Genomic DNA, 17,565 nt, shown 5'->3' with positions numbered 1-17,565 from the left:
CGGGGGGCGCCGGCGCCGCGGCGGACGTGCTCAGGCGTCCCTCCGACGCAGGAGCACGGCCGCCACCGCGAGCAGCACGGCCACCCACGCCACGAGGACGCCGTAGCCCTGCCAGGGGGTGAGCGACACGACGTCGCTCGCCTCGGCGAACGCGCGGCTCGACTCGATCGACGCGTCGTCCATCATGAGCCGGCCGCCCGCGCTCGACGGCAGGAAGGGCGCGAGCACCTGGAGCGGGCGCCACGGGATGGCCGCGAACGCGATCTCCACGACGAGCAGGAGCCCGAGCACGATCGCGATGCCGGCGGCCGAGACCCGCACGAGCGCGCCGATCGCGTAGGCGAGCGCCGTCGTCGTCGCGAGGTAGAGGGCGGTGCCCAGGATGATGCGCACGTCCTCGCTGCTCGACAGGTCGACCGAGAGGCCGAGCTCGTCGAACCACGCCATGCTGCCGAGCCACGCGACGGCGACCGCCACGAGCGAGACGACGAAGACCGCCGCGAACATCACGACGAGCTTGGCCCACAGCACGGGCAGGCGACGCGGGGCGGCGGCGAACGTCGAGCGGATCATGCCGGTGCCGTACTCGCCGGTGATGGCGAGGACGCCGAGGACGACGAACGCGAGCTGGCCGAGGAACGCGCCGCCCGTGATGTACGCGGCGCCGCTCAGGTCGGGGAAGCCGCCGGCCTCCTCGGCGATCGTCGTCGTGCCCCACGTCTGCAGGACGGCGAGCGCGACCATGAGCGCCGCGCCGACGCCGAGCGTCCACCACGTCGAGCGCAGCGTGCGGAACTTGATCCACTCGGCGGCGACGAGGCGGCCGAAGCTCGAGGGGCGGACCTGGACGCGCGGCCGTGCCGGCAGCGCGGGGGAGGCGACGGCGGTCATCGCAGGACTCCTTCGGTGGTCGTCGCGGGCACGGGCGTCGAGTGGTACTCGACCTCCTCGGCCGTGAGCTGCATGTAGGCGTCCTCGAGGGAGCCGTGGACGGGGGTGAGCTCGTGGAGCACGACGCCGGCGGCCGCGGCGGCTTCGCCGATCGCGGCCGCGGTGCTGCCCACGACCTCGAAGAGGCCCTGCTCGAGCGGGGTCGTCGTGATGCCCGGCCCGGCGAGCGCGTGCTGGAGCGCGTCGGCGTGCGGCGTGCGGACGCGCACGGTGCCCGCGCTCGCGGCCCCCGCGACGACGTCCGTGACCGGGGCGTCGGCGATGATCCGTCCGCGCCCGATGACGACGATGTGGTCCGCGGTCAGCGCCATCTCGCTCATGAGGTGCGAGGACAGGAAGACCGTGCGGCCCTCGGCGGCGAGGTGCCGCAGCAGCGTGCGCACCCACAGGACGCCCTCGGGGTCGAGGCCGTTGACCGGCTCGTCGAGGATGAGCGTGCGCGGGTCGCCGAGCATCGCGGCGGCGATGCCGAGCCGCTGGCCCATGCCGAGCGAGAAGCCGCCGACGCGCTTGCCGGCGACCGCGCCCAGGCCGGTCATCTCGATGACCTCGTCGACGCGGCGCCGCCCGATGCCGTGGGTCGCCGCGAGGGCGAGCAGGTGGTTGCGGGCCGAGCGGCCCGTGTGGACGGCCTTCGCCTCGAGCAGCGTCCCGACCTCGCCGAGCGGCGCGCGGTGCTCGGCGTACGGCTTGCCGTTGACCGTGACGGTGCCGGCGGTGGGGCGGTCCAGCCCCACGATCATGCGCATGGTGGTGGACTTGCCGGCCCCGTTGGGGCCCAGGAACCCGGTCACCATGCCCGGGCGGACGGTGAAGGACACGCCGTCGACGGCGGTCTTCTGCCCGTACCTCTTCGTGAGACCTGTGGCCTCGATCATCGTTCCTCCTCGTCGGTGGTACCCCTCGAACGTAGAGGGGGCGCCGCACGCGGCGGGAGGGTCGGGAGACGGAGATCTCCCGACCCTCCCGCTACGCCGTGAGGATGATGCGCTCCGCCGTCCGGCGGGCAGCGCCGGGGCCGGACGGCGGTGGTCCCGCCGCCGGACCGTCAGGCGTCCCGGCGGCGCAGCAGCACGACGGCGCCCGCGAGCAGCACCGCGACCCAGGCGACGAGGACGCCGTACCCCTGCCACGGCCCGAGCGCGGCGACGTCCGACATCTCGGCCCACATCGCCTCGGCCTCGAGGCTCGCGTCGTCCTGGAGCACGAGGCTGCCGGCCCGCGAGGGCAGGAACGGCCCGGCGAGCTCGACGAACCGCCCCGGGATGAGGAAGAACGCGTTCTCGACGACGAGCAGCAGGCCGAGCACGGTCGCGATGCCCGCGGCCGAGTTCCGCACGAGCGCGCCGAAGGCGAACGCGAGCGCCGCGACGGTCGCGAGGTAGAGCGGCGTGCCGAGCAGGACGCGCAGGTCGCTCGGGTTCGTGAGGTCGACGGTGAGGCCGAGGTCGTCGAACCAGGCGGCGGAGCCGGCCCACGCGACGGCGACGGCGAGCGTCATCGCCGCGGCGACCGTCCCGACGAGGACGAGGAGCTTCGCGCCGAGCACGGGCACGCGGCGCGGCTCGGCCGTGAAGGTCGAGCGGATCTGCCCGGTGCCGTACTCGCCGGTGACCACGAGGACCCCGAGCACGCACACGACGAGCTGCGCGACGACCCAGCCGCCCGTGACGAAGGTCGCGGCGCTCTGCGAGACGCCCGACCCGAAGTTCGCCGGGTCGGTCGAGGTGCCCCAGGTCTGGAGCACACCCATGGCGACGACGAAGAGCGCGGCCACGCCCAGCGTCCACCACGTCGAGCGCAGGCTGCGCAGCTTGATCCACTCGGACGCGACGAGGCGGCCGAAGGTGACCGGGCGCACGGGCGTGCGCGGGGCGGTCGGGGCGACGTCGGGCCGGACGGCCGTCGCGGCGCTCACCGCGCGCTCCCCGCCGGGACGCGCTCGGGGGCGACCGGCGTCGAGTGGTACTCGACGTCGTCGGCGGTGAGGCGCATGTACGCGTCCTCGAGGGACGCCTGGACCGCGGCGAGCTCGTGCACAGCGACGCCGGCCGCGAGCGCGGCCTCCGCGATCGCCTGCGGGGAGCTCCCCGCGACCTCGAGCACGTCGTGCGCGACGGAGGTCACCGTGACGCCCGGCCGCGCGAGGGCCCGCTCGAGCACCGCGGCCTGGGGCGTGCGCACCCGGACGACGTCGGACTGGGCGCGCGCGACGATCTCGGCGACCGGCGCGTCGGCGATGAGCCGCCCGCGCCCGACCACGACGAGGTGGTCGGCGGTGAGCGCCATCTCGCTCATGAGGTGCGAGGACAGGAAGACCGTGCGGCCCTCCGAGGCCAGGTGCCGCAGCAGGGTCCGGACCCAGAGCACGCCCTCGGGGTCGAGGCCGTTGACGGGCTCGTCGAGGATGAGCGTGCGCGGGTCGCCCAGGAGCGCGGCCGCGATGCCGAGGCGTTGGCCCATGCCGAGCGAGAACGTGCCCGCCCGCTTGCGCGCCACGCCGCGCAGGCCGGTCATCTCGACGACCTCGTCGACGCGGCGGCTGCCGATGCCGTGGGTCGCGGCGAGCGCGAGCAGGTGGTTGCGGGCGGAGCGGCCGGTGTGGACGGCCTTGGCCTCGAGCAGCGTGCCGACCTCGCCGAGCGGCGCGCGGTGCTGGGCGTAGGACCTGCCGTTGACCGTGACCGTGCCCGCGGTGGGCCGGTCCAGCCCGACGATCATGCGCATCGTGGTGGACTTCCCGGCTCCGTTGGGGCCCAGGAACCCGGTGACCATGCCCGGTCGCACGGTGAACGAGATGCCGTCGACGGCCGTCTTGTCCCCGTACCTCTTCGTGAGCCCTGCTACCTCGATCATGCTGCCTCCTCGGTCGGTGTGACCCGAACGTAGGAGCGGCGCCCGCACGGCCGGGACGCCCGCGAGGACGAGATCGGGCCGGGCCTCGGGTCGTCCGCGAGGACCACGAGGTCCCCCGGAAGGGGTGCTTCGAGCGGGAGGATGGCCCCGTGAGCGCCACCCACGACTGGTCCCGCACGGTCGACCTCGCCCACCTCGAGGCCGTCCGGCGCGCGCCCTTCGCGTGGGCTCCCGGCGGGGTGCTGCACCTCGTGCTCGAGGTGCTCGCGTACGCGGCCGAGGAGGCCGAGGACCGCGCGCGGGCCGAGGGCGACCCGACGCGCCGCGGCCGCTGCCGCGTCGTCCTCGGGACGGACGGGTCCGTCGCCGTCGCCGACGACGGTCGCGGCACCCAGACGCGCGTCGAGGCGGGGAACGCCGTCCGCAAGCCCGTCATGGCGACGCGCGACCTGCGGTTCGGCGGTCCCGGGGAGGACCGCGGTCCCGGCCCTCTCCTGCCCGACGGCCACCCGCGCCGCGGCATGTCGGTGGTGAGCGCGCTGAGCGTGCGCCTCGTGCACCTCAACCGCCGTCGCGAGGGGTCGTGGACGCAGGACTACGCCCGCGGCGTGCCTGTCAGCGACCTGGTCCCCGTCGCGCCGGACGGCACGACGGGGACCACGGTGACGTTCCGGCCGGACCCGCACCTCGCGCCCGCGCCGCGCGAGCTCGACGTGCTCACGCGCTGGGCCGCGCTCGCCGTCGAGGTCGTCGACGAGCGCGGCCCGTGAGGTCCGCTCAGGCGGTCGGGACCGGGCAGGCCACACCGGTCGAGTGGACCGGGCAGTAGCCGTTCGGGACCTTGTGCAGGTACTGCTGGTGGTAGTCCTCGGCGTAGTAGAAGAGCCCCGCGTCGGCGGCCGGGCGGATCTCCGTCGTGATGGCGCCGTACCCGTTGCGGCGCAGCTCGGGCTCGAACGCCTCGCGCGTCGCGCGCGCGGCCTCGGCCTGCTCGTCCGTGGTGGTGTAGATCGCCGACCGGTACTGGGTGCCGACGTCGTTGCCCTGGCGGAAGCCCTGCGTCGGGTCGTGCAGGGTCCAGAAGGTGCGCAGCAGCTCGGTCGCGCTCAGCACGGTCGGGTCGTAGGCGACGAGCACCGCCTCGGTGTGCCCGGTGAGGCCCGTGCACACCTCCTCGTAGGTGGGGAAGGTCGTGTACCCACCCTGGTAGCCGGCCGCCGTCGTGACGACGCCCGGCAGCTGCCACATCTCCTTCTCGGCGCCCCAGAAGCAGCCGAGCGCGAGGTGGATCACCTCGGTGCCCTCGGGCCACGGGCCGGCGAGCGGCGTGCCGAGCACGGCGTGCCGCTCGGGCACGGCGTAGGGGTAGGCGTCCCGTCCGCGCAGCGCCCCCTCGGGCGTGACCATCGTGGTGCGCAGGCGCGATCCGAACACGGTGTCCTCCTGGAGGTCGGGGGGTGACGTCCGGTCAACGCGTGCCCGGCACGCCGGTGTTCCCGCCGCCCTCTAGCCTGGGCACGTGAGCGACACACCCCACGACTGGACCGCCTCCGGATTCTCGACCCGCGCCATCCACGCGGGCTCCGAGCCGGACCCCACGACGGGCGCCGTGGTGCCCCCGATCTACCAGGTCTCGACCTACAAGCAGGACGGCGTCGGCGGCCTGCGGAACGGCTACGAGTACTCGCGCTCGGCCAACCCGACGCGCACCGCGCTCGAGGAGGCGCTCGCCGCGGTCGAGGGCGGCGCGCGGGCCTTCGCGTTCTCGTCGGGCCTCGCCGCGGAGGACACGCTGCTGCGCGCAGTCCTGCGGCCGGGCGACCACGTCGTCGTGCCCGACGACGCCTACGGCGGCACCTACCGGCTCGTCGCGCGCGTGTTCGGCCCGTGGGGCGTCGACCACACGCCCGTCGACCTGTCCGACGTCGACGCCGTCGCGGCGGCGATCGAGCCCGGCCGCACCAAGGCCGTGTGGGTCGAGACGCCGACCAACCCGCTGCTCGGCGTGAGCGACATCGCCGCGCTCGCGGCGCTCGCGCGGGCCGCCGGCGCGGTGCTGGTCGTCGACAACACCTTCGCGACGCCCTACCTGCAGCAGCCGCTCGCGCTCGGCGCGGACGTCGTCGTGCACTCGACGACCAAGTACATCGGCGGGCACAGCGACGTCGTCGGGGGAGCGCTCGTCGTGGCCGACGGCGCGCAGCTGCCCGTCGACCTCGAGGGCCCCACGGGCACGACGTCGGTCGCGGACGCGGTCGGCTTCCACCAGAACGCGTCCGGCGCGGTCGCGGGCCCGTTCGACGCGTGGCTCACGCTGCGCGGGCTCAAGACGCTCGCCGTCCGGATGGACCGGCACTGCGCCAACGCCATGACCGTCGCGCGCTTCCTGCGCGAGCACTCGGCCGTGACGCAGGTGATCTACCCGGGGCTCGAGGACCACCCCGGCCACGAGCTCGCCGCGCGTCAGATGAGCGGCTTCGGCGGCATGGTCTCCTTCCGGGTCGGCAGCCGGGAGAAGGCGCTCGACGTGTGCGCGCGCACGAAGGTCTTCACGCTCGCCGAGTCGCTCGGCGGCATCGAGTCGCTCGTCGAGCACCCGGGCCAGATGACGCACGCCTCGGTCGCCGGGTCGGCGCTCGAGGTGCCCGACGACCTCGTCCGGCTGTCCGTGGGCATCGAGGACGTCGCCGACCTCGTGGCCGACCTGGGCCAGGCCCTCGCGTGAGCACGCCGCGCGTGACCGAGGGGACGGGCGCGACCACGCGCGACGAGGTGCTCGACCCCGGTCCGGTCGACCTCCGCCCCGCGAGCGAGTCGGTGCCCCGGTCCGTGCGGGTCGCGGCCGCGTTCTCGTGGCGCCTCCTGCTCGTGCTGGTGGCCGTGGCGGCGCTCGCGCTCGTCATGGCCTACACGAAGGTGCTGTGGGTCCCCGTCGTGCTGGCGCTCCTGCTCACCGTGCTGCTCTCGCCCGTCGTCGACCTCATGGTCCGGCGGCTGCGGCTGCCGCGCGGGGCCGCCGCCGGGATCACGGTCGTCGCGCTCCTCGCGCTCGTCGCCGGGCTCGTGACCCTCGCGGGACGCGAGATCGCCCAGGGGTTCGGCGAGCTCTGGACGCAGGCGCAGGCCGGCTTCGAGGAGCTGCTCGTCCAGCTCGCGGCGAGCCCGCTCGGGCTCGACCAGGCCCAGATCGACGGCTACCTCGAGCAGGCGCAGGAGCAGCTGAGCGCCAACAGCGGCTCGCTCGTCTCGGGCGCCGTCTCGGTGACGACGACGCTCGGCCACGTGCTCGCGGGTGCCGTCGTGACCCTGTTCTGCCTGCTGTTCTTCCTCAAGGACGGTGCCCAGATCTGGACCTGGGTGCTGCGGCTCCTGCCCGAGCGCTCGCGCGTCCGCGCGTACGAGGCCTCGCGGCGCGGCGCCGTGACGCTCGCCGCGTTCACGCGCACCCAGATCCTCGTGGCCGCGATCGACGCGATCGGCATCGGCGTCGGCGCCGCGATCCTCGGCATCCCGCTCGCCCTGCCGCTCGCCGTGCTCGTGTTCCTCGCGAGCTTCATCCCGTTCGTCGGCGCGATCGCCACGGGCGCCATCGCCGTGCTCGTCGCCCTCGTGGACCAGGGGCTCGGGACGGCGCTCATCATGCTCGCGATCGTGCTCGGCGTGCAGCAGCTCGAGAGCCACGTCCTCCAGCCGCTCCTGCTCGGCCACGCCGTGTCGCTGCACCCGGTCGCGGTGCTGCTCGGCGTCGCGGCGGGCTCGCTCGCCGCGGGGATCGTCGGCGCGCTCTTCGCGGTCCCGCTCATCGCGACGCTCAACACCGCGATCCTCTACCTGCACGGGCACGACAAGTTCCCCGCGCTCGGCAGCGACCGTGAGGGCTTCGCCGAGCGCATGCGCCGGCTCGACGGTCCCGTCGGCGACCCGGGAGTGGGAGCCTGAGGCCATGAGCACGACGGCGTCCCCCGCCCGTCCGTCCGCGGCCGACCCGGTCGGCCCGGCCGACGTCGCCGCCGCGGCGCGGGTCCTCGAGGGCGTCGTGCTCCGCACGCCCGTCGAGTCCAGCCGTGCGCTGAGCGCGCTCGCCGGCGGGCCCGTGCTGCTCAAGTGCGAGAACCTCCAGCGGGCGGGGTCCTTCAAGATCCGCGGCGCCTACGTGCGCATGGCGCGCCTCACGGACGAGGAGAAGGCGCGCGGTGTCGTCGCGGCGAGCGCGGGGAACCACGCCCAGGGCGTCGCGCTCGCGGCGCGCCTGCTCGGGGTGCAGGCCACGGTCTACATGCCCGTCGGCGCGGCGCTGCCCAAGGTCGCGGCGACGCGCGAGTACGGCGCGACCGTCGAGCACCACGGCGCGAGCGTCGACGAGGCGCTCGACGCCGCCCGCCGGCACAGCGAGCGCACCGGCGCCGTGCTCATCCACCCGTTCGACCACGCCGACGTCGTCGCCGGCCAGGGGACCGTCGCGCTCGAGATCCTCGAGCAGGTGCCGGACGTGCGCACGGTCGTCGTGCCCGTCGGTGGCGGCGGGCTCGCGGCCGGGATCGTCGCCGCGCTCGCCGACCGGCCGGACGTCCAGGTGATCGGGGTCCAGGCCGCGGGCGCCGCGGCCTACCCGGCCTCGCTCGCGGCCGGGCACCCGCTGCCCGCCGGGCGGCTCGCGACCATGGCGGACGGGATCGCCGTCGGGCGCCCCGGGGACGTGCCGTTCGCGATCCTCGCGGGCCACCACGTGCCCGTGCGGACCGTGTCGGAGGAGGACCTGTCCCGGGCGCTGCTGCTCGTGGCCGAGCGCGCCAAGATGCTCGTCGAGCCGTCCGGCGCGGCGGGCGTGGCCGCGCTCATGGCGGGTCTCGAGGTCGCCACGCCCGCGGTCGTCGTGCTCTCGGGCGGCAACATCGACCCGCTCGTGCTCCTGCGCGTCGTCCGGCACGGCCTCGCGTCCGCCGGCCGCTACCTGCAGATGCGCGTCCGGATCGACGACCGGCCCGGCGCGCTCGCCGCGCTGCTCGCCGACCTCGCGGCCACGGGCGGCAACGTCATGCACGTCGGGCACGTCCGCACGGCGCTCGACCTCGGGATCGACGAGGTCGAGATCGGGGTCCAGGTCGAGACCCGCGGGCCCGACCACTGCGCGCGCGTGCTGGAGCACCTGCGCGCCGCGGGGTACCGGATCGAGGCCTGAGGCTCCCCGCGCTCGCCGTGCGGCCTGGCGCGCCCCGCGGGTCAGAGGGTGCGGGCGTACCGGCGCTCGACGACCTCCACGCCGTTGACCGTCGTCGTCTTCTCGGTGCCCTCGTCGGCCCAGCCGGCGCGCTCGTAGAACCGCCGGGCGCGCGCGTTGCCGGGCAGCACCCAGAGGACGGCGTCGGCGAAGCCGAGCGCCCGCAGCGCGTCCTGCGCGGCCTCGAGCAGCGCACGGCCCGCGCCCGACCCCCACGCGTCGGGATGGACGTTGATCGCGTAGAGCTCGCCGCGTGGGGCCGGCCCGGGCGGCCCGTCGGGCTCACGCTCCGGCCCGACGTCGACGAAGCCCACGACTGCGCCGTCGCGCGTGGCCACGCGCAGGTGGCGCGTGCGCCCCTCGGCGAACATCCGGTCCCAGCCGCGCTCCCAGCGCGCCGGGTCCATGGCGTCGAGGTACGCGTCGGGCATCTGGCCGCGGTACGCCGCGCGCCACGCGGCGACGTGCACGCGCGCGAGGCCGGCCGCGTCGTCGGCACGCCCCGGACGCACGACGACACCCCGGTCCTCGGGGAGGACCGGGGTGTCGGGTGTCGTGCTCACGGGCGCGCAGGCGCTCGACGCGGCGCGCGCGTCAGGGCTGGTAGGGCTTCGCCTCGTGGATCTCGACGGTGATCTCCTTGCCGTTCGGCGCGGTGTACGACGTCGTCTCGCCGCGCGAGCGCCCGACGATCGCGGCGCCGAGGGGGGAGCGGTCGCTGTAGACGTCGAGGTCGGTGCCATCGGCGACCTCGCGCGAGCCCACGAGGAAGCGCATGCGCTCGCCGGCGACCGTCGCCTCGACGACCATGCCCGGCTCGACGACGCCGTCGTCCGGCGGGGCCTCGCCGACGCGGGCCGACCGCAGGATCTGCTGGAGCTGGCGGATCCGCGCCTCCTGCTTGGCCTGCTCCTCGCGCGCCGCGTGGTAGCCGCCGTTCTCCTTGAGGTCGCCCTCGGAGCGCGCGGCCTCGATCTTGGTCGCGATGTCCGTCCGGCCCGTGGTCGAGAGCTGCTCGAGCTCGGCCGCGAGGCGGTCGTGCGCCTCCTGGGTCAGCCAGACGACGGGCGTGGTCGTGTCGGTCACGGTCGTTCCTTCCGTACGTGCACGTCCGTGCCGGGCGACGTGCCCGGTCGTCGTGCTCGAGTCGTTCTCGTGCGGGTGCGCCCGTGCCGGGCGCTGGTCAGGTGCGGGATCCGTACCCCCTGGCCGGTCCGGCCGTGCGACGGCCGGTGCGACAGCGCCGCGGTGCGCCGACGTCGTCCGTGCGCCGGACGTGCTGCGACCCGCTCCGGTCCGCCGGAGCGGTCGGTCGGTGGCGCGTGCGCCGGGCCCTGGGGGCGGTGGAAACGACGATCATAGCAAGCGGGCCGTGCGAAGGCCGCCCGGCCGTCGCGTGACGGGTCGCGCGACCGTGCTCGGGCCGGTCCGCGGCGTCGGGGATCTCGTCAGTCGGTCCAGCAGGTCTCGACGACGCCGGTCACCGCGGGCTCGGACACGGCGACCGTCGCGCGCAGCCGCTGCACCCGGTCCTCCGCGGGCGCGACGGCGACCGTGACCACCCCGACCTGGGCGTGCTGCTCGTTGAGCGCCTGCAGTCGGCACTCGACCGCCACCGAGGGGTCCGGGCGGATGACGTCGAACACGACGTCGACGCTGCCCTCGTCGATCGTGAAGCCGACGTCCTTCCAGCTCACGGCGGCGTCGCCCGACGCGAGGCCGAACCACGCGGCGACGCCCACGGCCGCGGCGCCGAGGAGCGCGAGGAGGGCCGTGCGCAGGCGCGCGGCGCCCGGTCGCGGCTCGGGCCCGTAGCGGCCCGCCGGCGGTCGGGCGGCGGCCGGGGTGCTGGTCGTGGTCGTCATCTCCCTCGGGGGCGCCGTGCGGCGTGGGCGCGTGGTGCGGCGTGTCACCGGCGTAGGACACCATTGTCCCCGGTGCGCGCCGGTCCGCGGCACGCCGGACGAGGACCCACGAGGAGGCACGTCGGTGACCCAGGACGCCAACGCGACGGGCGGCATGGACAGCACCGTGACGCCGGGCGGCCGTTCGAGAGCAGGGCTCCGCCTCATGGCCGTGCACGCGCACCCCGACGACGAGTCGAGCAAGGGCGCGGCGACGACGGCGATGTACGCCGCGAGCGGCGTCGAGGTCCTCGTCGTCACCTGCACGGGCGGAGAGCGCGGGAGCATCCTCAACCCCCGCTACGCCGACGTCCACGAGACGCTCGAGCAGATGGCCGCCGTGCGCCAGGTCGAGATGGCCGGCGCGGCCGCCGCGCTCGGCGTCCGGCAGCAGTGGCTCGGGTTCGTCGACTCGGGCCTGCCCGAGGGGGACCCGCTGCCGCCGCTGCCCGAGGGCTGCTTCGCGCTCGTCCCCCTGGAGGAGGCCGCGGCCCCGCTCGTGCGCCTCGTGCGCGAGTTCCGGCCCCACGTCATGACGACGTACGACCCGACGGGCGGCTACCCGCACCCCGACCACATCATGTGCCACCGGGTCGCGGCCGAGGCGTTCGCCGCGGCGGGGGACCCGGACCGCTACCGCGGCCTGGGCGATCCGTGGGAGCCGCTCAAGCTCTACTACAACCACGACTTCTCGATGGCCCGCCTGCGGACGATCCACGACGCGCTCCTCGGCGAGGGCCTGGCGTCGCCGTTCGGGGACTGGCTGTCCTCGCGCGAGATGCGCGAGATCCCCGAGCGCGAGGTGACGACGCGCGTGCCGTGCTCCGACCACTTCCCGGCGCGCGACGCCGCGCTCGTGGCGCACGCCACGCAGATCGACCCCGAGGGCTTCTTCTTCGCGGTGCCGCGCGAGCTCGAGGCCCGCGTGTGGCCCGTCGAGGAGTACGAGCTCGCCGAGTCGCGCGTGCCCACCCACCTGCTCGAGGACGACCTCTTCGCGGGGATCCACCCCGAGGACTTCCGGTGACCGCCCTGGGCGGCGAGCTCGTGACAGGTCTGTGGGCCGGTCCGGCACCCGCGACGTGGACGACGGCGACCGCGGCGACGCCCGGTCCCGCCGAGCCCGAGGTGCAGGAGGGGGTCGACCCCGACAGCGTCACGCCCGGCGTGCTCGGGTTCGCCGTGACGCTCGCGGCGGTGCTCGCGTGCATCCCGCTCTTCCTGTCCATGACCCGCAAGATCCGCGGCGTCCAGCACCGCGGCCGGCTCGAGGAGGCGGCCGCGCGCGCCGCGGCCGCCGACGGGCCGGCCGACGTGCCGCCGGCCGGGTCCCCGCGGACCGACGTTCCGCCGAGCGGGTCGCCGGCGACCGACGTGCCGCCGGTCGACGACGCGCCGGGCGGCGCCGCAGGCGGCCCGAGGCCGTGATCCGCGCCCACGCGGTCGCGCTCGCGTCCGGCACGGACCGGGCGGCGAATGCGGCCGCCGCGCGCGACGCCGTCCTGCGCGCCGCCGACGCGGGCGCCGCGCTCGTCGTGCTGCCCGAGTACGCGTCGGCGTTCGAGCCGCGCGGCGTGGGCCCCGAGCTCGCCGAGCCCCTGGACGGGCACTTCGTCGCGACGCTCTGCGACGTGGCCGCCCGCACGGGCACGACGGTCGTGGCGGGCACCGTCGAGCCCGGCGCGGAACCGAGCCGCGCGCGCAACACGGTGGTCGCCGTCGGGCCCGGGGGCGTGCTGGGGGCCTACCGCAAGGTGCACCTCTACGACGCCTTCGGCCAGCGCGAGTCCGAGCGCCTCGAGCCGGGCGACCCGGCCGCGGCGCCGCTGGTCGTCGACGTCGGGGGCGTGCGGCTGGGTGTGCTCACCTGCTACGACCTCCGGTTCCCCGAGTCCGCGCGGCGCCTCGTCGACGCCGGCGCGACGGCGCTCGCCGTCCCGGCGGCGTGGGCCGCGGGCGAGCACAAGGCCGACCACTGGGCGACCCTCCTGCGCGCGCGCGCGATCGAGAGCACCGCGTACGTCCTCGGCGCGACGCAGCGCGGCTGGGGCGTGACCGGCAACCCGGCGGTCGTCGACCCCGTGGGCGTCGTCCTCGCGGGCGCGCCGGGCACGGACGGCAGCGAGGGTCCGGAGGTCGCGGCGGGCGACCTCGACGCGACGGTCGTCGCGGCCGTGCGCGAGCGCAACCCGTCGCTGGAGAACCGGCGCTACCGCGTGGAGCCGCGGTCCACGTCCTGACCGCCGCCTTGACTCCTCACCGGCCGGGCGTAGGGTCGGCGCGACAAGCCCCCGGGGAGCGCTGACGCGCTGAGAGTGTGGTCGGACCGCAAGGTCGAGCCACTGACCCGTGGAACCTGACCCGGTTCGCACCGGCGTAGGGAGCTGGGCGAGGCACACCGCTGCGGCGGGTCGGGTGTCCGACGTGTGCCGTGCCGTCGCGCTCCCCTGGGGGCGCCGGTACGCACCAGGAGGCGCCATGACGACCGCACCCGCCCGCACGACCGCCCCGAGCACGCCGAGCGCCGACCCGCCCCGGACGACCGCCCCGGCCGCGACGGCACGGGCAGCCGGCGCGGACCACGAGCGCCTGGGCGTCGGCCTGCGGTTCACGCTCCTGCCCGCGGCGGACGACGTCGTGCCGGTGGTGCTCGGGTCGCTCGCGGCGGGTGCCCTCGCCGTGCCGGCTGTGCAGGTGGCGACCGACGACGTGTCGACGCTCGTGCGCGGGGCCGAGGCCGACCTCGCGCGGTACCTCGTCGCGGTGCTCACGCACGCAGCGTCCGCGACGCCGAGCGGGCACGTGGTCGCGGTCGTGCACCTCTCGCGCGGGTGCCCGGGCGAGGTGGGGTGCGACCTCGAGGGCGGGCTCGCTGCGGTCGCGCCCGTGCGCCTCGCGCCGACCGGGCTCCGCGCGGCGGCGCACTGGGCGCTCTACCCCCTCGCCACGGCCGACGTCATGGGGCCGATCGGGCGCGCGATCGACCGCGCCGCGACGAGCGGGACGCTCGCCCGACCGGAGCACCTCGTCACGCGGCTCGAGGGCGACCTCGCGGACGTGCTCGCGACGCTCGTCGACACCTGGTCCGCGCTCGGCGGGGAGGTCGCCCACGTGGTGACGCACGCGACCCTGAGCCTCGGGTCGCCGACGGCGCGCGACGCGGGCGTCCCCGCGGCCGCCGGGAGCGTCCGGTGAGCGCCGAGCGGACGGCTCCCGCGGCCCCCGCGCCCACGGCACCCGCGACCGGCCGGGGCCGGCGTGTGCCGTGGGCCCTGCGCGACGTCGTCGTCCTCGCCGTGCTCGCCGCCGTCTTCGGCTTCCTCTACTGGGCGCTGGTGCAGGCGTGGGGCGGCCTCCAGGTCGCCATGGGGCCGCTCGGCGACCTCGCGCAGAACGCGCTCATGGGCGGCTGGATCGTCGTCGCGCCGCTCGCGGTGTTCGTCGTGCGGCGGCCCGGCGCCGGCATCGTCGCGGAGACGGCGGCGGCCTTCGTCGAGTTCGCCTTCCTCGGGTCGCCCGCGGGTCCGACGCTGCTCGTCGCCGGGCTGGTGCAGGGCGGCGGGGCCGAGCTCGCGTTCGCGGCGACGCGGTACCGGCGCTACGGGTGGCCGACGTTCCTCGCGTCCGGCGTCACGGCGGTGGCGGCGAACTTCCTGTGGGCGGGCACGGCCGCCGACTGGTGGCACCAGGACCACCTCGCCCTGCGCGTCGTGCTCCAGCTCGTCAGCGGGCTCGTGCTCACGGGCGCGCTCGCGAAGGTGCTCGCGGACGGCCTGCTCCGCACCGGCGTCCTCGACGACTTCGCCGCGGGCCGGGACCGGTGGGCCCGCGAGCACGCGGGCGGCCCGGCGGGCGACCTCGGGTGACGGCGGCGGCGGAGCCGGGCCCCGGCGCGCCGGCGCGCACGGCCGCGCGGGCGCCCGGGGGCGCCGCCGGCGGGGCTCCCGCCGCGTCGGCCGCGCCGGGGGCGAGCGAGGCGCCGGTGACGCTGCACGGCGTCCGCGTGCGGTTCCCCGCCCGCCGCGCCCCGACGCTCGAGGGCGTCGACCTCGCCGTCCGGCCCGGCGAGCAGGTGCTCCTGGCGGGGGCGTCGGGCTGCGGCAAGTCGACCCTCCTCGCGCTGCTCGCCGGCCACGTCCCGCAGTCCGTCGCCGCCGACGTGGACGGTGACGTCGAGGTGCTCGGGCGCGACCCGCGCACGACGCCGGTCGCGCAGCTCGCGCTCCAGGTCGGTCGGCTCGGCCAGGACCCGGCGTCCGGCACGTGCCTGCCGACGGTCGCGGGCGACGTCGCGCTGGTGCTCGAGAACCGCGGCGTGCCGCCCGAGCTCATCGCGGGCCGGGTGGACGCGGCGCTCGCCGACGCCGGCGCGGGTCACCTGCGGCACCGCAGGACCGGCGACCTCAGCGGCGGCGAGCAGCAGCGCGTCGCGCTCGCGGCGGTGCTCGCCGGGGACCCCGCCCTCCTGCTGCTGGACGAGCCGACGTCGATGCTCGACCCCGTCGCGGCGGCGCACGTGCTCGGCGTCCTCGCGCGCGAGGCGCGTCGGCGCACGACGGTGCTCACCGCGCACCGCCTGCCGGACGGCGCATGGCGGCCGGGTCGGGTCGTGCGGCTCGCGGACGGGCGGGTCGCCTCGGACGAGCTCGCGGTCGCACCCCCGCCTGCGGCGCCCGGCGGTGGCGCGGTGCCAGGCGGTGGCGCGGCGCCCGGCGGTGGCGCGGTGCCCGGCGGGCGGTCGGCGGACGAGCCGCCCGGCGTGCGCGACGGCGGCCGGGCCGCGGGGTGGCGCCGGGTCCGGCGCGGGGCGGGCGAGCCGGTCGTGGTGCTGCGTGGCGCGGGCTACGCGCGGGACGGCCGTGCCGTCGTCGCCGGCGTCGACCTCGAGCTGCGCCCGGGGCAGGTCACGGCCGTCGTCGGCTGCAACGGGAGCGGGAAGTCGTCGCTGCTGCTCGGCCTCGCGGGCTTCCTGGACGCCGACGGCCGGAGCGACGTCGTCGGCGCCGCGGGTCCGGGCGGGACCGGCGCCGCGGGTCCGGGCGGGACCGCCGGCGGCGGCTCCCCGGGGACTGCCTCGCCCCCGGCGCTCGTGCTCCAGCACCCCGAGCAGCAGCTGCTGACGCGCAGCGTCGCGGACGAGGTCGCGTGGGGACTGCTCGCGGCCGCGTCGGCGGCGCGGCGGCCCCCGCGGTCCGGCCGCGGCCGGCGCGCAGGGGCGTCGGGGTGGGCGTCGGCGTGGTCCTCGGCGTGGGCGCCCCACCGCGCCGGGCCGCGGCGCGGGCGCGCGGGCGGCCGGCCGGCCGACGACGCCGCGCGGGCGCGCATCGCCGCCGACGTGGACGCGGCCCTCGCACGCGCCGGGCTCACGCACCTCGCCGCCGCGGACCCGTACCGGCTCTCGGGCGGCGAGCAGCGTCGCCTCGCGGTCGCGGCGATGAGCGTGCTGCGCCGTCCCGTCCTGCTGCTCGACGAGCCGACGTGCGGTCTCGACGACGCCGCGGCCCGGGGCGTCGTCGCGCTCGTCGACGACCTCGCGGCCGCCGGCACCGCCGTCGTCCTCGCCACGCACGACCTCGACCTCGCGCGCGGCGTCGCCGACCAGGTGCTCGTCCTGGGCGGGGGCACGCCGCTCGCCGTCGGCGACGCGGGGCTCCTCGACGACGCGGGGCTCCTGCGCGCCGCGGGCCTGCGCGCGGACCCGTGGGGAGGCGGCCCGTGGGGAGGAGCCCCGTGGGGAGGCGGCCCGTGGGGAGGGGCCGCGTGACCGGGGGCCGGCCCGTGACCGGGCGGCGCCCCGGCGCCGCGCCCGCCGTGCTGGATGCCGCGGCGCTGCCGGGGCCGGTGCCGGTCGCCGACCACGCCCCCCGCTCCACGTGGCTCGGTCGGTGCGACCCGTCCGTGCTGCTCGCGGTCGTCGTCGTCGTGCCCGTCGTGCTCGTGCGCGTCGTGGACCCGCGCCCGCTCGCGGCGCTGTGGACGCTCGCGGTCCTCGGCGCGGCGACCGCCGCGCGCGTCCCCGCCCGCAGGCTCGCGCTCGCGCAGCTGCCCTTCGTCTGGTTCGGCGCGAGCGTGCTCGCCGTCAACGCGGTCACCCGCGACGGGACCGTCGTCGCGGTGTGGGCCGGGCTCGAGGTGACCGACGTCGGCGTGAGCACGGGCGCCGGCCTCGCGGTGCGGACGCTGCTCACCGGGGTGCTGGCGGTCGCGTTCTGGCACGTCACCGAGCCCGAGCGCCTGCTCGGCTCGCTGCACCAGGTCGCGCGGCTCCCGGTCCGCGCGAGCTGCGCGCTCCTCGCCGCGTACCGCCTGCTCGACGACCTCCCGCAGGAGTGGGCGACGATCCGCCGCGGTCAGGCGGCGCGGGACCCGCGGCGCGTCGTGGGGGGCCGGGTCCGCCCCGGCTCGGATCCCGCGTCGCTCGCCCGGGCGGCGTTCGCGCTGCTCGCGACGAGCGTGCGCCGCGCCGACCGGGTCGCGGCGACGCTCGAGTCGCGCGGGCTCGGCGCGCTGCCGCGCTCGCACCGGACCGTATGGCACCGGGCGGCGGTCGGGCCGCGCGACGCCGTGCTCGTGGGGGTGGTCGGGGCCGCCGTCGTCGTCGTCCTGGCCGCGTCGGCGCCCGCGTGACGGACGACG

Annotated in this window: 19 protein-coding genes and 1 riboswitch; of the genes, 11 read left to right on the top strand and 8 right to left on the bottom strand. The window is 76.9% G+C overall.

The genetic code is table 11. The annotated features are described in order from the left end of the window. Window positions 1–30 precede the first annotated feature (30 nt). From JIG38_RS16245 to JIG38_RS16230, 4 genes are all read right to left on the bottom strand, one after another. Window positions 31–891: an ABC transporter permease gene (locus JIG38_RS16245; protein WP_199424864.1), complete on the bottom strand. Its 861-nt coding sequence runs from the start codon at window positions 889–891 to the stop codon at window positions 31–33. Further along, window positions 888–1,829, bottom strand: a complete 942-nt coding sequence (locus JIG38_RS16240) for an ABC transporter ATP-binding protein (RefSeq protein ID WP_199424863.1) — start codon at window positions 1,827–1,829, stop codon at window positions 888–890. The genes JIG38_RS16245 and JIG38_RS16240 overlap by 4 nt, the downstream gene beginning before the upstream one ends. A gap of 170 nt (window positions 1,830–1,999) precedes the next feature. Continuing rightward, entirely contained in the window at window positions 2,000–2,869 is an 870-nt protein-coding gene (locus JIG38_RS16235) for an ABC transporter permease (RefSeq protein ID WP_199424862.1), read from the bottom strand. After that, window positions 2,866–3,807 (bottom strand): ABC transporter ATP-binding protein, encoded by a 942-nt coding sequence (locus tag JIG38_RS16230; RefSeq protein ID WP_199424861.1) that lies wholly within the window; start codon window positions 3,805–3,807, stop codon window positions 2,866–2,868. Before JIG38_RS16230 ends, JIG38_RS16235 begins: the two co-directional genes overlap by 4 nt. 149 nt (window positions 3,808–3,956) lie before the next feature. Between JIG38_RS16230 and JIG38_RS16225 the strand changes: the two genes are divergently transcribed. Further along, the gene (locus tag JIG38_RS16225) at window positions 3,957–4,577 is read left to right on the top strand and encodes an ATP-binding protein (RefSeq protein WP_199424860.1); all 621 of its coding nucleotides are present in this window, start codon (window positions 3,957–3,959) and stop codon (window positions 4,575–4,577) included. Window positions 4,578–4,584: 7 nt separating this feature from the next. Here JIG38_RS16225 and msrA read toward each other — a convergent pair whose 3' ends face one another. Further along, the gene (gene msrA / locus JIG38_RS16220; protein WP_199424911.1) at window positions 4,585–5,214 is read right to left on the bottom strand and encodes a peptide-methionine (S)-S-oxide reductase MsrA; all 630 of its coding nucleotides are present in this window, start codon (window positions 5,212–5,214) and stop codon (window positions 4,585–4,587) included. Between the two features lie 112 nt (window positions 5,215–5,326). On the opposite strand from msrA, the gene JIG38_RS16215 reads away from it, so the two are divergent. The 3 genes from JIG38_RS16215 to ilvA are packed head-to-tail and all read left to right on the top strand — an operon-like array spanning window position 5,327 to window position 8,986. Next, entirely contained in the window at window positions 5,327–6,532 is a 1,206-nt protein-coding gene (locus JIG38_RS16215) for a cystathionine gamma-synthase (protein WP_199424859.1), read from the top strand. Then, the gene (locus tag JIG38_RS16210; RefSeq protein ID WP_307844987.1) at window positions 6,529–7,746 is read left to right on the top strand and encodes an AI-2E family transporter; all 1,218 of its coding nucleotides are present in this window, start codon (window positions 6,529–6,531) and stop codon (window positions 7,744–7,746) included. Before JIG38_RS16215 ends, JIG38_RS16210 begins: the two co-directional genes overlap by 4 nt. Window positions 7,747–7,750: 4 nt before the next feature. Then, complete coding sequence (gene ilvA / locus JIG38_RS16205) at window positions 7,751–8,986, top strand: threonine ammonia-lyase (protein WP_199424858.1); 1,236 nt, start codon at window positions 7,751–7,753, stop codon at window positions 8,984–8,986. Window positions 8,987–9,027: 41 nt separating this feature from the next. Here the strand turns inward: ilvA and JIG38_RS16200 are convergent, their stop codons facing one another. The 3 genes from JIG38_RS16200 to JIG38_RS16190 all read right to left on the bottom strand — a co-directional run bounded on the left by JIG38_RS16200 (window position 9,028) and on the right by JIG38_RS16190 (window position 10,890). Continuing rightward, entirely contained in the window at window positions 9,028–9,588 is a 561-nt protein-coding gene (locus JIG38_RS16200) for a GNAT family N-acetyltransferase (protein ID WP_199424857.1), read from the bottom strand. A 31-nt stretch (window positions 9,589–9,619) separates the two neighbouring features. Next, complete coding sequence (greA, locus tag JIG38_RS16195; protein ID WP_199424856.1) at window positions 9,620–10,111, bottom strand: transcription elongation factor GreA; 492 nt, start codon at window positions 10,109–10,111, stop codon at window positions 9,620–9,622. Window positions 10,112–10,473: 362 nt separating this feature from the next. Further along, complete coding sequence (locus tag JIG38_RS16190) at window positions 10,474–10,890, bottom strand: DUF4307 domain-containing protein (RefSeq protein ID WP_199424855.1); 417 nt, start codon at window positions 10,888–10,890, stop codon at window positions 10,474–10,476. A 154-nt stretch (window positions 10,891–11,044) separates the two neighbouring features. Between JIG38_RS16190 and mca the strand changes: the two genes are divergently transcribed. The 7 genes from mca to JIG38_RS16155 all read left to right on the top strand — a co-directional run bounded on the left by mca (window position 11,045) and on the right by JIG38_RS16155 (window position 17,556). Beyond that, the gene (gene mca / locus JIG38_RS16185; RefSeq protein ID WP_307844992.1) at window positions 11,045–11,956 is read left to right on the top strand and encodes a mycothiol conjugate amidase Mca; all 912 of its coding nucleotides are present in this window, start codon (window positions 11,045–11,047) and stop codon (window positions 11,954–11,956) included. Continuing rightward, entirely contained in the window at window positions 11,953–12,357 is a 405-nt protein-coding gene (locus JIG38_RS16180) for a hypothetical protein (RefSeq protein ID WP_199424854.1), read from the top strand. The genes mca and JIG38_RS16180 overlap by 4 nt, the downstream gene beginning before the upstream one ends. Beyond that, complete coding sequence (locus tag JIG38_RS16175) at window positions 12,354–13,169, top strand: nitrilase-related carbon-nitrogen hydrolase (protein WP_199424853.1); 816 nt, start codon at window positions 12,354–12,356, stop codon at window positions 13,167–13,169. The genes JIG38_RS16180 and JIG38_RS16175 overlap by 4 nt, the downstream gene beginning before the upstream one ends. Window positions 13,170–13,211: 42 nt before the next feature. Next, window positions 13,212–13,331: riboswitch (TPP riboswitch) on the top strand. 76 nt (window positions 13,332–13,407) lie between these two features. Beyond that, a complete protein-coding gene (locus JIG38_RS16170) occupies window positions 13,408–14,124 on the top strand; it encodes a YkoF family thiamine/hydroxymethylpyrimidine-binding protein (protein ID WP_199424852.1) in 717 nt (238 codons plus the stop codon). Then, window positions 14,121–14,795: an ECF transporter S component gene (locus tag JIG38_RS16165; protein ID WP_199424851.1), complete on the top strand. Its 675-nt coding sequence runs from the start codon at window positions 14,121–14,123 to the stop codon at window positions 14,793–14,795. The genes JIG38_RS16170 and JIG38_RS16165 overlap by 4 nt, the downstream gene beginning before the upstream one ends. A gap of 116 nt (window positions 14,796–14,911) precedes the next feature. Continuing rightward, window positions 14,912–16,693 (top strand): ABC transporter ATP-binding protein, encoded by a 1,782-nt coding sequence (locus tag JIG38_RS16160; RefSeq protein ID WP_199424850.1) that lies wholly within the window; start codon window positions 14,912–14,914, stop codon window positions 16,691–16,693. After that, on the top strand, window positions 16,690–17,556 hold the full coding sequence (locus tag JIG38_RS16155; RefSeq protein ID WP_199424849.1) for an energy-coupling factor transporter transmembrane component T family protein: 867 nt from the start codon (window positions 16,690–16,692) through the stop codon (window positions 17,554–17,556). Before JIG38_RS16160 ends, JIG38_RS16155 begins: the two co-directional genes overlap by 4 nt. Window positions 17,557–17,565 lie beyond the last annotated feature (9 nt).

It is taken from the genome of Actinotalea solisilvae (assembly GCF_016464425.1).
Classification (GTDB): domain Bacteria; phylum Actinomycetota; class Actinomycetes; order Actinomycetales; family Cellulomonadaceae; genus Actinotalea; species Actinotalea solisilvae.
Note: the sequence above shows the minus strand (reverse complement) of the source record. Positions and strands in the feature narration are given on the sequence as shown.

Bases quoted from the DNA above. Each gene is read 5' to 3' on its own strand.
- JIG38_RS16245 (WP_199424864.1), bottom strand. From the start codon at position 891: ATGACCGCCGTCGCCTCCCCCGCGCTGCCGGCACGGCCGCGCGTCCAG.
- JIG38_RS16240 (WP_199424863.1), bottom strand. From the start codon at position 1,829: ATGATCGAGGCCACAGGTCTCACGAAGAGGTACGGGCAGAAGACCGCC.
- JIG38_RS16230 (WP_199424861.1), bottom strand. From the start codon at position 3,807: ATGATCGAGGTAGCAGGGCTCACGAAGAGGTACGGGGACAAGACGGCC.
- msrA (WP_199424911.1), bottom strand. From the start codon at position 5,214: ATGGTCACGCCCGAGGGGGCGCTGCGCGGACGGGACGCCTACCCCTAC.
- ilvA (WP_199424858.1), top strand. From the start codon at position 7,751: ATGAGCACGACGGCGTCCCCCGCCCGTCCGTCCGCGGCCGACCCGGTC.
- JIG38_RS16190 (WP_199424855.1), bottom strand. From the start codon at position 10,890: ATGACGACCACGACCAGCACCCCGGCCGCCGCCCGACCGCCGGCGGGC.
- mca (WP_307844992.1), top strand. From the start codon at position 11,045: ATGGACAGCACCGTGACGCCGGGCGGCCGTTCGAGAGCAGGGCTCCGC.
- JIG38_RS16170 (WP_199424852.1), top strand. From the start codon at position 13,408: ATGACGACCGCACCCGCCCGCACGACCGCCCCGAGCACGCCGAGCGCC.